The sequence below is a fragment of the Mesorhizobium sp. P3_A9 genome, from assembly GCF_056402975.1.
Map to the genome: position 1 here is coordinate 1 of NZ_JBFUGJ010000154.1, position 13,677 is coordinate 13,677.

The 13,677-nt window shown below is 62.0% G+C and carries 18 protein-coding genes, 1 other RNA gene and 1 pseudogene; 8 read left to right on the plus strand and 12 right to left on the minus strand.

Going from position 1 to position 13,677, the window contains the following annotated elements; translation table 11 throughout:
• Window positions 1-728 (plus strand): helix-turn-helix domain-containing protein (locus AC1DX0_RS20165; RefSeq protein WP_477356593.1); only part of this gene is annotated, 728 nt, incomplete at its 5' end.
• A 16-nt stretch (window positions 729-744) separates the two neighbouring features.
• On the opposite strand, the gene AC1DX0_RS20170 is transcribed toward AC1DX0_RS20165, so the two are convergent.
• Window positions 745-1,374 carry a TetR/AcrR family transcriptional regulator gene (locus AC1DX0_RS20170; protein ID WP_477221681.1) on the minus strand — a complete coding sequence of 210 codons (630 nt, stop codon included), beginning with the start codon at window positions 1,372-1,374 and terminating at the stop codon, window positions 745-747.
• Between the two features lie 125 nt (window positions 1,375-1,499).
• On the opposite strand from AC1DX0_RS20170, the gene AC1DX0_RS20175 reads away from it, so the two are divergent.
• Window positions 1,500-2,327, plus strand: a complete 828-nt coding sequence (locus AC1DX0_RS20175; RefSeq protein ID WP_477221680.1) for an NAD(P)H-binding protein — start codon at window positions 1,500-1,502, stop codon at window positions 2,325-2,327.
• A 1-nt stretch (window position 2,328) separates the two neighbouring features.
• Complete coding sequence (locus AC1DX0_RS20180; RefSeq protein ID WP_477221679.1) at window positions 2,329-2,805, plus strand: anthrone oxygenase family protein; 477 nt, start codon at window positions 2,329-2,331, stop codon at window positions 2,803-2,805.
• Window positions 2,806-2,835: 30 nt separating this feature from the next.
• On the opposite strand, the gene AC1DX0_RS20185 is transcribed toward AC1DX0_RS20180, so the two are convergent.
• The 9 genes from AC1DX0_RS20185 to AC1DX0_RS20225 form a co-directional block, all read right to left on the minus strand.
• On the minus strand, window positions 2,836-3,147 hold the full coding sequence (locus tag AC1DX0_RS20185; protein WP_477221678.1) for an Rdx family protein: 312 nt from the start codon (window positions 3,145-3,147) through the stop codon (window positions 2,836-2,838).
• Window positions 3,144-3,926: an RDD family protein gene (locus AC1DX0_RS20190; RefSeq protein WP_477221677.1), complete on the minus strand. Its 783-nt coding sequence runs from the start codon at window positions 3,924-3,926 to the stop codon at window positions 3,144-3,146. The genes AC1DX0_RS20185 and AC1DX0_RS20190 overlap by 4 nt, the downstream gene beginning before the upstream one ends.
• 95 nt (window positions 3,927-4,021) lie before the next feature.
• A complete protein-coding gene (locus AC1DX0_RS20195; RefSeq protein WP_477221676.1) occupies window positions 4,022-4,771 on the minus strand; it encodes a YebC/PmpR family DNA-binding transcriptional regulator in 750 nt (249 codons plus the stop codon).
• A 369-nt stretch (window positions 4,772-5,140) separates the two neighbouring features.
• Window positions 5,141-5,908, minus strand: a complete 768-nt coding sequence (locus AC1DX0_RS20200) for a TerC family protein (protein ID WP_477221675.1) — start codon at window positions 5,906-5,908, stop codon at window positions 5,141-5,143.
• Window positions 5,909-5,976: 68 nt separating this feature from the next.
• Window positions 5,977-6,801, minus strand: coding sequence for a TIGR00282 family metallophosphoesterase (locus AC1DX0_RS20205; RefSeq protein ID WP_477356595.1), 825 nt, complete (start codon window positions 6,799-6,801; stop codon window positions 5,977-5,979).
• A 127-nt stretch (window positions 6,802-6,928) separates the two neighbouring features.
• Window positions 6,929-7,366, minus strand: coding sequence for a hypothetical protein (locus AC1DX0_RS20210; protein WP_477221674.1), 438 nt, complete (start codon window positions 7,364-7,366; stop codon window positions 6,929-6,931).
• 78 nt (window positions 7,367-7,444) lie between these two features.
• Complete coding sequence (locus AC1DX0_RS20215; protein WP_477221673.1) at window positions 7,445-8,029, minus strand: 5-formyltetrahydrofolate cyclo-ligase; 585 nt, start codon at window positions 8,027-8,029, stop codon at window positions 7,445-7,447.
• Window positions 8,030-8,126: 97 nt separating this feature from the next.
• Window positions 8,127-8,282, minus strand: a non-coding RNA gene (gene ssrS / locus AC1DX0_RS20220) — 6S RNA.
• Between the two features lie 25 nt (window positions 8,283-8,307).
• Window positions 8,308-8,733, minus strand: coding sequence for a DUF4345 domain-containing protein (locus tag AC1DX0_RS20225; protein WP_477221672.1), 426 nt, complete (start codon window positions 8,731-8,733; stop codon window positions 8,308-8,310).
• Window positions 8,734-8,878: 145 nt separating this feature from the next.
• On the opposite strand from AC1DX0_RS20225, the gene AC1DX0_RS20230 reads away from it, so the two are divergent.
• From AC1DX0_RS20230 to msrB, 5 genes and pseudogenes are all read left to right on the plus strand, one after another.
• Entirely contained in the window at window positions 8,879-9,718 is an 840-nt protein-coding gene (locus AC1DX0_RS20230) for an AAA family ATPase (RefSeq protein WP_477221671.1), read from the plus strand.
• Window positions 9,719-9,810: 92 nt separating this feature from the next.
• Complete coding sequence (locus AC1DX0_RS20235; protein ID WP_477221670.1) at window positions 9,811-10,257, plus strand: N-acetyltransferase family protein; 447 nt, start codon at window positions 9,811-9,813, stop codon at window positions 10,255-10,257.
• A gap of 7 nt (window positions 10,258-10,264) precedes the next feature.
• Window positions 10,265-11,455: a vWA domain-containing protein gene (locus tag AC1DX0_RS20240; protein WP_477356597.1), complete on the plus strand. Its 1,191-nt coding sequence runs from the start codon at window positions 10,265-10,267 to the stop codon at window positions 11,453-11,455.
• Between the two features lie 12 nt (window positions 11,456-11,467).
• Window positions 11,468-12,264 (plus strand): annotated as a pseudogene (locus AC1DX0_RS20245) (MBL fold metallo-hydrolase).
• Window positions 12,265-12,371: 107 nt separating this feature from the next.
• Window positions 12,372-12,776, plus strand: coding sequence for a peptide-methionine (R)-S-oxide reductase MsrB (msrB, locus tag AC1DX0_RS20250; RefSeq protein ID WP_013892492.1), 405 nt, complete (start codon window positions 12,372-12,374; stop codon window positions 12,774-12,776).
• 69 nt (window positions 12,777-12,845) lie between these two features.
• On the opposite strand, the gene AC1DX0_RS20255 is transcribed toward msrB, so the two are convergent.
• Both AC1DX0_RS20255 and AC1DX0_RS20260 read right to left on the minus strand, forming a co-directional pair.
• Window positions 12,846-13,142: a hypothetical protein gene (locus AC1DX0_RS20255; protein ID WP_477221668.1), complete on the minus strand. Its 297-nt coding sequence runs from the start codon at window positions 13,140-13,142 to the stop codon at window positions 12,846-12,848.
• A 7-nt stretch (window positions 13,143-13,149) separates the two neighbouring features.
• A complete protein-coding gene (locus AC1DX0_RS20260; RefSeq protein WP_477221667.1) occupies window positions 13,150-13,590 on the minus strand; it encodes a hypothetical protein in 441 nt (146 codons plus the stop codon).
• Between the last annotated feature and the right edge of the window lie 87 nt (window positions 13,591-13,677).

Sequence of the window (13,677 nt, forward strand, 5' to 3'; positions counted from 1 at the left end):
TCCTTGTGTTCCTGTCATATGGGTTCGCGCTTCTTTGGCTTGCGCTGGCCGGCCCGGATGTCCTTGTCGAATCGCGCCTCGACGGCGTCTTGCGGTCCTACCGGTCGCTGTGGGTGACGGCGCTGGCGATCCTCGCGTCGCCGATCACCGACATCATCATCAGTTTTGACATGCAATGGACCGGGGGAGCTCATTCCGGTGCGGTGATTGCCGGCGGCAACGTGCTGGCGCTGTTGCTTCTCGGCGGGGCTGCCGCGGTCGCCAGCGAAGCCACCGCTCCGGACGAAGACGAGGAAGAAGACGATGGGCCCGAGCTGCAAACCGCAACCAGCGAAGACTCCGCGATCGCGGCGGCGGTCGACGCGCTGATGCGGTCGAGGGAACTCTACAAGGATGTCGATCTCAACCTTGGGCGCATCGCCAGGCGGCTCGGCCTGCCGGCACGGCAAGTGTCGTCGGCGATCAATCGCATCCACCGATCGAGCGTGTCGCAATATGTCAACAACCAGCGGATCGCCGAGGCGCGCCGCCTGCTGGCGACGACGGACGAACCGATCACCCGCATCATGTTCGACGCCGGTTTCCTCAGCAAATCGAACTTCAACCGCGAGTTCCTGCGCATCACCGGCCTGAGCCCGAAGGCATGGCGGCTCGAGCATCAGCCGCCAGGCGGTGCGATGTCGGTCACATCCTTGCCGGCCACATCTTTGCTGGAGGGTGGAAAATGAACACGCGCAGTGCCACTCAGTCTCCCGTCAGTTCCCGCAGCGCCATGCGCTTGTAGGCGGCGACCAGCCTGTCGCCTTCCTGCCGGTCGACCGAGATCGCCAGCCGCATCGCGGCTTCGCCCATCTGCCAGACGAGAAACGCGGTCGTCTCCAGGGACACCGGGTCGGCATCCGGACGCAATCGCTTCAGCACCGCCACGAGGAATTCAGCGTTGGCCCGGCTGTCGGCGAGTTCGAGTTGGCGCAGCGCCTTGTCGGCCTGCGTGCCCGACCAGATGTCGCGCATCACCGGCTCGGCCAGGAACAGCCGATAATAGATATCGACCAGGTCCGAGAAAGCCCGCCGCAGGCCTTCGGCATCGCCGACATCCCTAAGTTCGGCCGAGATGCAGGCCTGGCTCTCGGCGGTGTAGCGCTCGGCCAGCGCCCAGATGATCGCCCGCTTGTCGGGAAAGAACTGGTAGAGCGAGCCGATCGACACCCCTGCCCGTTCGGCGACTTCGCCCATGCGCATGGCATCGCTGCCTTGCTCGGTGATCAGCGCCGAGGCAGCCGCCAGCATGCGCTCCACCCGCTCGCGGCTGCGCTGCTGGCTTGGCGCCCGCCGTGGCGAAGCCATCTGCTCATTGGCCGGCGTGCCTTCCATGGACTGTCTCCAACAACGCATTCGGCAAATCGCCGAGGGAATGGCTTGACTCGCAAAATACGAGGGTTTATCACGTTTTGCAAATGTGAGGATTACTCATGTTTTGCAACCAAGGGAAAACCACCATGACCGACACCAAACCAATTCTGATCCTCGGCGGCACCGGCAAGACCGGCCGCCGTCTCGCCGCGCGGCTGACGGCGCAAGGCATTCCGGTACGGGTCGGCTCCCGTTCCGCCGCGCCGCGCTTCGATTGGGACGCTCCTGCAAGCTGGGCTCCTGCACTCGAGGACGTCAGCGCGGTCTACATCAGCTACTATCCCGACATCGCCGTGCCGGGCGCCGCCGAAGTGATCGATGCCTTCGCCCGCCTTGCCGTGGAGCGTGGCGTTCGCCGGCTGGTGCTTTTGTCGGGCCGCGGCGAGCACGAGGCGCAGCGCGCCGAAGAGATGCTGAAAGCGTCCGGAGCCGACTGGACGATCCTGCGCTGTGCCTGGTTCTCGCAGAATTTCAGCGAAGGCTTTCTCATCGAGCCACTGCTGGCTGGCGAGGTGGCACTTCCGGTCGGACCTGTCGGCGAACCCTTTGTCGATGCCGATGACATCGCTGACTCCGCCGAAGCAGTGCTGACCCAGCCTGGTCATATCGGCCAGCTCTATGAGCTCACGGGGCCGCGGCTGTTGAGCTTCACTGATGCGGTCGCCGAGATTGCCAAGGCGGCAGGACGCGACATCCGCTTTGTCAGAATTTCGCATGATGAGTTCACGGCCGCTGTCGCGTCGTACGAACTGCCACCCGAAATCGTCTGGCTGCTCAACGAGCTGTTCACCCAGGTGCTCGACGGTCGCAACGAGTCGCTCACCGACGGCGTCCAGCGCGTGCTTGGCCGTGCGCCGAAAGACTTTTCCGCCTACGCAACCGAAACCGCCGCAACCGGCATCTGGAGCAACTGAAATGACCAAGCTTGTTCCCGCCCTCACCATCATCGCCGCAATCGGCTCGGGCGTCGTCGGCGGCGTGTTCTTCGCCTTTTCCAACTTCGTCATGGCGGCACTTGCCCGGCTGCCCGTCCCGAGCGGCATCGCGGCGATGAATTCGATCAACATCACGGTGATCACGCCGACTTTCATGACGGCGCTCTTCGGCACCGGACTGCTCTGTCTGGTGCTTATCGCCGCCGCCATCATGAGCTGGAGCCAGCCCGGCTCTTACTGGCTGCTTGCCGGCGCGGTGATCTACCTGATCGGCAACCCGATTGTGACCATGGTCTTCAACGTGCCGCTCAACGATGCGCTTGCCGCCGTCGACCCGGCCAGCAGCAACGGCGCCGCCGTGTGGGCGAACCACCTGAGCCAATGGGTGCTGTGGAACCACGTCCGCACCATCACCGCCATCGGGGCGATGGCCTGCTTTATCTTCGCATTGCTCTAGGGAGACCTTCCAAAACGCAAGGGACTCCGCTCAGGCGGGGTCTTTTTGCGTGTGGCCCTTGCGGTCGGAATGGCCGAGATCGCGATTCGGATCGATCACGTCGCGCACCAGCTGCTTGAGTTTTGCCGCGTCCGGAAAGCCGCCGTCGCGCTTGCGGTCCCAGACCAGCACGTCATTGCAGGAGATGGTGAAGATGCCGCCGGTGCCGGGCACCAGCGTCACTTCGCCGAGATCCGTGCCGAAGGTGGAGAGCAGCTCCTGCGCCATCCAGCCGGCGCGCAGCAGCCACTGGCATTGCGTGCAGTAGGTGATGACGATCCGGGGTTTTTCCAAAAGGCTCATTCATGTGTCTCGCGGGTGCGAACGGTTGTTCCGGCAACCCGATCATGGATCGGCTCATATCCCAAAGCTATCGATATTCCGATCCAGGCCGGCCAGAGCAAAGCTATGCCAATCGCGACGAAGGCGAGCACCAAGTCCAACCAGGCATAGCTCGGCACGGGTCCTGCAACGCTGCCCCAGGTCTGAAAGGCAAACCAGCCCCCTGTCAGCACCAGAGGGAAAGCGCCGAGAAACTTGATCACCTGACGGCGAAACGCCTTTTGCAGAGGCAAGCCTCTTCTTCGCCAGTCATTCTCGTCATACACGACGAGCGTCAAAGCCCGCTTGCCGATCGACCGGCCGCTAGCCTCCATGACAAGAAGATAGATCGCCAGAGCGGGTACTTGGAGGAAACCTAGATCCAATGCCGCCGGGCGAGATTTCTCCTTCGAATTAAGATCGAACGAAACAGTCTCGCGCACTACGGATTGGGTCGCTTTCGCAGTGCCAATTGCCCAATCGGCTACGGGAAAGCCGAAGAGAGACGACCTGCACACTTGCCAATCGTAACGTTCAAGCGACGGACCGCCGTGCACCTTGGCCGGTCTGCATACGTGCAAGAACAGCCAGAAGTCAGCTTTCACCCCACCGTCGGTCAGCAGGAACAAGCCAGCCACCAGAAAACAGAGAGGTATCAGCACGACAAGGTAGTCGACAAACGAAGCAAGGAACCGACGCCAGAAGCCACCGCGGCGAGACCAAGCCATCGCAGAGGCATGCTCCATCCCTTCGCCAGTCATCTCCCCTCCCGCCGACAACTGACTGATCTATAAGTTGGGTGGGGACTCCTTGGCTATGGCGTTCGCCTACACACTTCCGTGTGACGGTCAGAAACTCAGGCCGCGCTGAGCTTGGCCAAGGTCTCGTCGTCGACTTCGAAGTTGGCGTAGACGCTTTGCACGTCATCGTCGTCCTCGAGCGTGGCGACCAGCTTCATCAGCGACTGTGCCCGCTCCTCGTCGACTGGAACATTGTTCTGCGGTCGCCAGATCAGCTTCACCGATTCTGCCTCGCCGAGCGAGGTTTCCAGTGCCTTCGACACCTCGCCCATGCTCTCGAAACCGCAATAAATGGTATGGCCTTCGTCGTCGGTTTCGACATCGTCGGCGCCGGCTTCGATTGCCGCGTCCATGACCTTGTCGGCGCTGCCGACCGATGCCGGATAGTAGATCTCGCCGACACGGTCCCACATGAAGGAGACCGAACCGGTTTCGCCCATCGCGCCGCCGGCCTTGGTGAAGGCGGCGCGCACGTTCGACGCCGAGCGGTTGCGGTTGTCGGTCAACGCCTCGACGATGACGGCGACGCCACCTGGGCCATAGCCTTCATAGCGCACGGCCTCGTAGCTTTCGGCATCGCCCATCGAGGCCTTGTTGACGGCGCGCTGGATGTTGTCCTTCGGCATCGACACGGCCTTGGCGTTCTGGATCGCCAGCCGCAGGCGTGGGTTCATCGATGGGTCGGGCGTGCCGCTCTTGGCGGCGACGGTGATTTCGCGCGCCAGCTTGGAAAACATTTTCGACCGCACCGCGTCCTGGCGGCCCTTGCGGTGCATGATGTTCTTGAACTGTGAATGGCCAGCCATGGCACCCCTGTCGTCTTCTCGGCTAGAGCATTTTGCAGCCAGGTGGATCACCTCGCCCTTGCAAAAATGCTCGAATTCAAAATTTCAGAGCGTCCGAGCTGCAACTCGCGGAAGCACGGCGTTCTCTGTCGGAATGGCCGGCTTATAGATAAATCGGCTCAATTCGTCCAGCCGCACTGTGTTGCGAGGCAGGCGCTCAGGATCGACGCTTTTCCTGCCTGAGACCAACATGGATGCTTCGGCGAGCTTGAGACCAATTATTGGACGGCACTTCCGGAATGTCCGAAGTGTCGATCTTGTGGTCAGGCAAATCAGCCAGCTTGGCTAACTGATCGCGCTGATCCTGGCTAAGGTCATTGATAGTCATATTCAATGCCCATCGCCAGGCTTCGCCTTCCTGCGCCGCCGCGCCAGCATGTTGAGCCCCTCGACCAGCGCCGAAAAGCCCATCGCCGCGTAGATGTAGCCCTTGGGCACRTGRTAGCCCATGCCRTCGGCGATCAGCGTCATGCCGATCATCAGCAGGAAGCCGAGCGCCAGCATGACGATGCTGGGATTCTTGGCGATGAAGTTGGCCAGCGGACCGGCCGCCAGCATCATCACGGTGACGGCCACGATCACGGCGATGTACATGATGGCGATCTCGTCGGTCATGCCGACGGCGGTGATGATCGAATCGATCGAGAAGACGAGGTCGAGCAGCAGGATCTGGAAGATCGCGCCGGCGAGGCTGATCTGCAGCGTCCCGCCCAGCATCGTGTCCTGGTGGTCGTCGGGATCGACCGTGTGATGGATCTCCTTGGTCGCCTTCCAGACCAGGAACAGGCCRCCGGCGATCAGGATCAGGTCGCGCCAGGAGAAGCCATGGCCGAAGGCGGTGAAGACCGGCGTCGTCAGCTGGACGATGATCGAGATGGTGGCGAGCAGCACCAGCCGCATGATCAGCGCCGCCGAGATGCCGAGCCGGCGGGCGCGGGCCCGCTGCGCTTCCGGCAGCTTGTTGGTCAGGATCGAGATGAAGATCAGATTGTCGATGCCGAGCACAATCTCGAGCACTATCAGCGTCAGCAACGCAACCCAGGCCGTCGGGTCGGATACAAAATGAAAATGCGGCGCCAGGAACTCAATGAGCTGCATGGAGGTCGTCCCCTACGATCTAGAGCAGTGTCGCCGGCAGTTAGGTACTACAAACCTCTATATCAATGTCACGACCAGAAAGATGGAGCCGTTTCTTCCAATCGCGGCCCGCGACGAAACGGCGCGATCTTCTCGGTCAGTCCGGTACGATCGGAAATAGTGACACCAACCCCACACAATGTCGCCGGTCCGGTCGCAGCCTCGAAACGCCCTTTCGGCACTTTCGACAGGAACCGGTTGAGCGGCTCCTCCTTGTCCATGCCGAGCGAGGAATCGTAATCGCCGCACATACCGGCATCGGACAGATAGCCGGTGCCGCCATTGAGGATCTGGTGGTCGGCGGTCGGCTGGTGGGTGTGGGTGCCGACGACGAGGCTGGCGCGACCATCGACGAAATGCGCGAAGCACATCTTTTCCGAGGTTGCCTCGGCGTGGAAGTCGATCACCACCGCATCCGCCTGTTCGCCGAGCGGACAGGCGGCAAGCTCGCGCTCGCCGGCCTGGAASGGATCGTCGAGYTCGGGATGCATGAACACCCGGCCCATGATGTTGGCGACCAGMAYGCGCGCGCCGCCCCGGGAGATGTAGACGCCGGAACCGCGCCCCGGCGTGCCCTTGGGAAAATTCGACGGGCGCAGAAAACGCTCTTCGCGCGGCGCGAAGGCGAGCGCGTCGCGCTGGTCCCAGACATGGTTGCCGGTGGTGACAACATCGGCGCCGGCCGCGATGGTCTCGCGAAAGATCTCTTCGGTGATGCCGAAGCCGCCGGCAGCATTCTCGCCATTGACGATGACGAAATCGAGTTTGAAGTCCGAGATAAGGCCAGGCAGTTGTTCCCAAACCGCCGTGCGTCCCGTCTTGCCAACCATGTCGCCGAGGAAAAGAAGTCTCATATCCACTTCTATCCAGAGCCAGGGACGCTAGGCAAGCGGCACCGCGCGATTGGTTCTAACGCCGGCCGAAAGTACGGCTTTGCGCTCGCACCCATGACGCAAGCTCGCTATGGCCACAGCGGCAACGTCAACGGCGCATTCCGCGCAGCCAGAAGAACCAGACGTAGAAGGCGGTGAAGCCGCCGGTGCCCGCAATGAGTAGCAGCATGCCGCGCCAGCCTTTCATTCCCGCGGTATCGAGGTTCGATGGATCGCCAGGGTCGTAGTAAAATTCAACCTCATCGCCTATCGACGCCTTATAAAGGCCGACCACCTTTCCTTTTCCAGACCAGGTCATCGGCGTGTCGTCAATCGTATAGGTGAGGGCGACATTGATGCCGTCTGTGGCGGGCCCATTTTTATGCATTTCAGTGTAGGAACTGACATCCGTCACGGTGGCGACCGTCCGGTTCCAGGCGGCTTGGTGGTAAAGCGCAGTTCCGACGATGTGCAATGCCATCGCCAACAGCACCACCGCGATCAAGACGAACGGCATCAGCAGGAAGCGTGCAAAGACAAAAACCATGGTCGCCATCGGCCCGGACTGTATTAAGGGAATACTAGCCGATATGTCTTGGAAACGTATTAAGCAGATCGCGATATTTTAAGCGATGCTGAAGCGGCGCAACCCACTCTCGGTGAGTATTTCCGGGATGATCACGTCATGGTTCTCGTCCGGCACTTGCGCCACCTCCTGGCAGTCGAAGGCGATGCCGATCAATCGGGGCGCATGCCCCTTGTCGACAAGCTTCGCGATCGCGCGGTCGTAATAGCCGGCGCCATAGCCGATGCGGTGGCCGCGCGCGTCGAAGGCGGCGAGCGGCACCAGCATCACCTCGGGATCGAGAACCTCGGCCTCGGCATGGGGTCCGACCGTGCCAAAGCCCATCTCGACCATCGGCGCGCCGCGCACCAGCTCGCGAAAGACGATCGTGGTCTTGTCGAGAATGGCGGGCAGGCAAAGCCTGGCGCCCTTTTCACGCAAGGCAAACATCAATGACCTGACGTCGACTTCCGAACGCATCGGCCAGAAGCCGGAGACGATCTGGCCGGGCTCGATGACGAGATGATCGCGCGCCGTCTCGGCCATTTCGAGCGCCACTTCGACCCGCCAGAATTCATCGAGCGCATCGCGGCGCCCAAGCGCTTCGCGCCGCAGCTGTTTTTTCAGGTCTTTGAGAGATGTCATGCGGCCAGGATAGAAAAGGTCAGATCTGGATGGCGTTTTGGGAGCGACGTTTTCTACCACGCGATCCACCGAAATGCGTGGATACAGGGGCAAGAAGTGACGATCCACACAACCGGTGGAGAGAGCGATCCCGGGAACCTACAAAGTAGGTGGGCGCCGTATGAGAAAACCCACGGGTCTTCCCAGGGACAGCTCCCTAAGGATCGTTAAGGCCCCGGGGAAAATGTTCTCCTGCCGGGAAGCACAGACCGTCCTCCCCAATATAGGCCGCCGGTTGCCTAAGCGCCAGTGAGACGGGCGCTCTCGGCTGCTTTATTCGCGACGCGGCCCTGCCACCAGACTAGCGCCGGCACCGCCAGCAGTTCGACGCAGAGCCCGGCAAGGTGCCCCAGCGATGGCGCGCCGACCAGGAGCAGCGAGACAAGCCGCGCCAGTCCGCCGGTGAACGTGCAGGCGGCAAGCAGCCGGAACCGCTCCGTCTTCGTCTCGATACTGGGAATGCAGCTGTACCAGGCGAGACCAACAGCCAGGAAAAACCCGGACAGGAAGCGGAAATGGCTGTCGAGATCGATCGGCCATGGATGGATGACGTGCAGGAATTCCGGCCCGGACACGATACCCTCGATGCCGACCAGTACCGGCGTGGCCGCCAGCACCGCGACAACGATCTGCAGTGCCGTCTTGCCTGATATCTTGTCTTTCATGCTGCCGCCCTTCGGCCTGCCAAGYGGCCTCGTGTTAGCAACGGATATTTCCATCGCGGGTTTCAAGCCCATTCGTCGCAGCCGGCTCGCCCTTGCACAGGCAGACCGGCGTCCTTACGCTCATGGCATGAACCAAGGAGCAAAAATGCGTTTCGAAGGCACGGCGGCCTATGTCGCCGACAAGGAYCTGATGGTGGCCGTCAACGCGGCGATCGCGCTGGAGCGGCCCTTGCTGATCAAGGGCGAGCCGGGCACCGGCAAGACCGAACTTGCCCGCCAGGTGGCATCAGCGCTCGGCCTCGATCTCATCGAATGGCACGTCAAATCGACGACGCGGGCGCAGCAGGGTCTCTATGAGTATGACGCCGTGTCGCGGCTGCGCGACAGCCAGCTCGGCGATAGCAGGTTCAACGACATCAAAAACTACATCAAGCGCGGCAAGCTGTGGGAAGCGTTCGCGGCGGGCAGGAAGGTCGTGCTTTTGATCGACGAGATCGACAAGGCCGACATCGAATTCCCGAACGACCTGCTGCAGGAACTCGATCGGATGGAGTTCTTCGTCTACGAGACCGGGGAGACGATCCGCGCCGCTGTCCGACCGATCGTCATCATCACCTCCAACAACGAGAAAGAGCTGCCGGACGCCTTCCTGCGCCGTTGCTTCTTCCACTACATCCGCTTTCCCGACGTCGACACGCTGCACAGAATTGTCGATGTCCACTATCCCGGCATTAAACAGAATTTGGTGCGCGCTGCCCTCACCCAGTTCTACGAAATCCGCGAGGTACCGGGGCTGAAGAAGAAGCCGTCGACCTCCGAGGCGCTCGATTGGATCCGCCTGCTGGTCGCCGACGACATCGCGCCCGAGGATTTGCGAGCCGATCCCAAGAACGCACTGCCCAAGCTGCATGGCGCGCTGCTGAAGAACGAACAGGATGTGCATCTGTTCGAGCGGCTGGCCTTCATGGCCAGAAGGCAGCAATAGCCAGGCAGCAATAGCGCTTTCCCCGGCTGTGGACCGTTGCTGTCGGCCGGCCGGGAAGGCAGCTTCGGCCACAACCTTTCGGAGGAGATGAAATGTCTGAGATTATCGTCCGCCCGCTCGTACAGTCCGACCACGCCGACTGGAAGCGTCTGTGGACCGACTATCTGACCTTCTACGAGACCAAGCTGCCGGAAGAAGTCTACGCCATCACCTGGAAACGGCTGTTCACGGCGGGTGAGTTCGAGCCGAAGGGGTTTATTGCCACCCTCGACGGCAAGGCGGTCGGTCTCACCCACTATCTCTACCACCGCTCAGGCTGGTCGGAGAAAAACAACTGCTACCTGCAGGACCTGTTCGCCGACCCGGACCTGCGTGGCAAGGGCATCGGTGCGGCATTGATCAAGGCGGTGCAGGACGCGGCGGAAAAAATCGGCGTCAAGAACGTCTACTGGATGACGCACGAGACCAACACCACCGCACGCAAGCTCTACGATCATGTCGCGCGCCGCACCGGCTTCATCGAGTATGATCTGCTGTAGATAGAAAATGTTCATCCCCTTCTTCCTCGAACTGAAGGCAGCGCGTGTTCCCGTTTCTCTGCGGGAATATCTGTCGCTGCTGGAGGGTCTGGAAGCCGGGCTGGTCGATTACGACGTCGAGGGTTTTTATTACCTCGCCCGCGCCGCTCTGGTGAAGGACGAGCGCCATATCGACCGTTTCGACCAGGTGTTCGCGCATGTCTTCAAGGGCATCGAGGCGCTTGGCGGACCGGATGCGGTCGACGTCGCCAACATCCCGGAAGAGTGGCTGCGGCGGCTCGCCGAAAAGCACCTCACCGACGAGGAGAAAAGACTGGTCGAGGCGCTCGGCGGTTTCGAGAAGCTGATGGAGACCTTGAAGCAGCGGCTCGAGGAGCAGAAAGGTCGACACCAGGGCGGCTCGAAATGGATCGGCACCGGCGGCACTTCGCCCTTCGGCGCTTATGGCTACAATCCCGAGGGTGTGCGCATCGGCCAGCACGAAAGCCGCAACCGGCGCGCGGTAAAGGTCTGGGACAAGCGCGAGTTCCGGAATTTCGACGATGCCGTCGAGCTCGGCACCCGTAACATCAAGATCGCGTTGAAGCGGCTGCGCCGCTGGGTGCGCGARGGCGCCGARGAAGARTTCGACYTGCCCGGCACCATCCAYGCCACCGCCGARCAYGGCTATCTCGACGTGCAGACGCGGCCCGARCGRCGCAAYGCCGTGAAGCTCTTGATGTTCTTCGATGTCGGCGGCTCGATGGACGACCACATCAAGAGCGTCGAGGAGCTGTTTTCGGCGGCGCGTGCCGAATTCCRCCAGCTCGAATATTTTTAYTTCCACAACTGCCTCTACGAGGGGGTGTGGAAGGACAACCGCCGCCGCCATGCCGAGACCATCCCGACCTTCGATCTCCTCCACAAATACGGCCCGGACTACAAGGTGATCGTCGTCGGCGACGCCTCGATGAGCCCTTACGAGATCGCCCACCCCGGCGGATCGGTCGAACATTGGAACCCGGAAGCCGGCGTCGTATGGCTCGGCCGCCTGCTGCAGCAATGGCCGAATGCGGTATGGCTAAATCCGGAGAGCGAAAAGAGCTGGGGTTACACCCATTCCATCGCGATGATCCGCGACATTTTTGGCGGCCGCATGTTTCCGCTGACGCTGGCCGGGCTGGAAAGCGCGACGAAGCAGCTTTCCAGAAAGCATTGAAAGACTGATCCGATGACCTGCTTCCTTTGCCTGCAGTGCGGCGTCCAGTTCGCGGCGACGGAGACACCGCCGCAACACTGCCCGATCTGCGAGGACGAGCGGCAATTTGTGCGCTGGGAGGGCCAGGCCTGGATCACATCGGACGAGCTTGCCGCTGGGCATGGGCTTGTGATGAGGGACGATGCCGGTGTGCTCGCCTTCGGCATCGAGCCGCGCTTCGCCATCGGCCAGCGGGCGCAGCTGGTTGAGACGCCGCACGGCAATGTGCTGTGGGACTGCGTCTCGATGGTGAGCGACGAGGCGGTGGCCGAGATCACCGGCGCGGCGGACTGACCGCGATCGCCATCTCGCACTGCCATTTCTATTCGGCGATGGCCCGCTGGAGCGAGGCGTTTGGCGGCGTGCCGATCTATCTCCATGCCGATGACCGCCAATGGATCATGCGGCCGCATCCCTCGATCGTCAGTTGGAGCGGCGAGACGTTCGCCATCAATCCCTCGCTGACACTCATCCGCTGCGGCGGACACTTTGCCGGCAGCCAGGTGCTGCACTGGCAGCGCGCGGGCGGCAACGCCCTGCTGACCGGCGACACCGTGCAGGTGACGCCGACGCGCCGCCATGTCAGCTTCATGTACAGCTATCCCAACCAGATACCGCTCAACGCGGCGGCCGTGCGCCGTATCGCGGCAGCCCTTGAACCATATGACTTCGACGACATCCGCGGCGCATGGTGGGACCTGAACATCATCGGCGGCGGAAAGAAGTCGTTCGCCACTTCGGTTGCCCGCTATCTCGCGGCGATCGCCTGAGGAAGACGGCACGATTGAAAATGTGGGCAAATCCCGTAACAAATGCCTATGTTGGAGCGAATATCCGGTTGCAATCAACAACGAGCCGCCAAGGCTGAGGAGATCAAATGGACACCCACACCTACCCCGTCACCCGCACCGACGCCGAATGGCGCGCCCGGCTGACGCCGGAGCAATATGCGGTCATGCGCGGCCACGGCACCGAGCGGCCGGGAAGCTGCGCCCTGCTCTACGAGAAGCGCGCCGGCACATTTTCCTGCGTCGGCTGCGACCAGCCGCTGTTCGAATCCAAGCTGAAGTTCGAGAGCGGCACCGGCTGGCCGAGCTTCAACGACCCGGTCCCCGGCTCGGTCGAGAACACCATCGACCGCAGCTACGGCATGGTCCGCACCGAGTGCCACTGCGCCCGCTGCGGCAGCCATCTCGGCCACGTCTTCGAGGACGGCCCGCCGCCGACCGGCCTGCGCTACTGCATCAACGGCGTGGCGCTGAAATTCGAGCCGGCAGCCTGAACTGCATGTTGTAAGCTTTCGGCAAAGGGCGGCTTCGGTCGCCCTTTTTTCGTGCTGCGTTCGGTCCCTTCAGACCGCCACCGTGGCGACGAGCCAGAGCGCCGAGCCCAACAGCATCAGGGAGGCCTTGGCGCCCGATTGCTCTGCCGTCCGCCAGACCGCGACAGTGAGAAAGATGTTGTAGGGCACCGGTGCGAAATGCACCGCCAGCACGAGGCCGAGCGACATTTTCAATCCAAGCAGGACGAGTGCGGCCGCGGACGAAGCAACGTTGATCCCCGTCCCGACAAGCAGCATGTCGCGCCAGAACAGCCGGTCGATCGGCACCTGGCCAAGCCAACGCGAGCGGAAGAAATCCGCAAACACCGGCGCCCTACTCCTGTCCAAGCACGTCGATGACGGCCTGCTCGACCCGCGAGCATTCCGTCACCAGCCAGTCGGTCATCGCAGGCCAATTGTCATCGGCATAACAGTTGACCCGCCACATCGAATTGATGCCGAGGCCCTCGCAGCTTTGGTCCGGCCTGAGCTTCAGCCTGTCTTCGATCGCCGGCTGGAACGGCTTCAGCCGCGACCAGCTTTCCGTGGCGCCAAACTTCTCGTTACGTCCGAAGAAGACGCCGACATGGTTCTGCGCCGGCGCGACATACATGGAAAGGACCAGGGCGAAGTCGGGCAGCCCGCGCTGCCAGAACCAGGGTCCGCGCCGCGCCAACCGGGCTCTTTCTTCCGGATGCCGTTCAGCGAACAGCGTCCAGAAACCGCGATGGCGGAATTCCGAGGCGCGGCGACCGCCGAAGTCGAATTCGCTCATGGTTCAAACCGTATCCCCGGCCACCGCATCGGGCGCCGGGCGGCCAAAGCAATTCCAGGAAAAGTATCAAACGGTTTTCCGTCCGGA

Coding starts and splice junctions, on each gene's coding strand:
- AC1DX0_RS20190 (WP_477221677.1), bottom strand. CDS start 3,926: ATGACTGGCGAAGGGATGGAGCATGCCTCTGCGATGGCTTGGTCTCGC.
- msrB (WP_013892492.1), top strand. CDS start 12,372: ATGGACACCCACACCTACCCCGTCACCCGCACCGACGCCGAATGGCGC.
- AC1DX0_RS20195 (WP_477221676.1), bottom strand. CDS start 4,771: ATGGCTGGCCATTCACAGTTCAAGAACATCATGCACCGCAAGGGCCGC.
- AC1DX0_RS20180 (WP_477221679.1), top strand. CDS start 2,329: ATGACCAAGCTTGTTCCCGCCCTCACCATCATCGCCGCAATCGGCTCG.
- AC1DX0_RS20175 (WP_477221680.1), top strand. CDS start 1,500: ATGACCGACACCAAACCAATTCTGATCCTCGGCGGCACCGGCAAGACC.
- AC1DX0_RS20185 (WP_477221678.1), bottom strand. CDS start 3,147: ATGAGCCTTTTGGAAAAACCCCGGATCGTCATCACCTACTGCACGCAA.
- AC1DX0_RS20210 (WP_477221674.1), bottom strand. CDS start 7,366: ATGGTTTTTGTCTTTGCACGCTTCCTGCTGATGCCGTTCGTCTTGATC.
- AC1DX0_RS20215 (WP_477221673.1), bottom strand. CDS start 8,029: ATGACATCTCTCAAAGACCTGAAAAAACAGCTGCGGCGCGAAGCGCTT.
- AC1DX0_RS20170 (WP_477221681.1), bottom strand. CDS start 1,374: ATGGAAGGCACGCCGGCCAATGAGCAGATGGCTTCGCCACGGCGGGCG.
- AC1DX0_RS20235 (WP_477221670.1), top strand. CDS start 9,811: ATGTCTGAGATTATCGTCCGCCCGCTCGTACAGTCCGACCACGCCGAC.
- AC1DX0_RS20260 (WP_477221667.1), bottom strand. CDS start 13,590: ATGAGCGAATTCGACTTCGGCGGTCGCCGCGCCTCGGAATTCCGCCAT.
- AC1DX0_RS20225 (WP_477221672.1), bottom strand. CDS start 8,733: ATGAAAGACAAGATATCAGGCAAGACGGCACTGCAGATCGTTGTCGCG.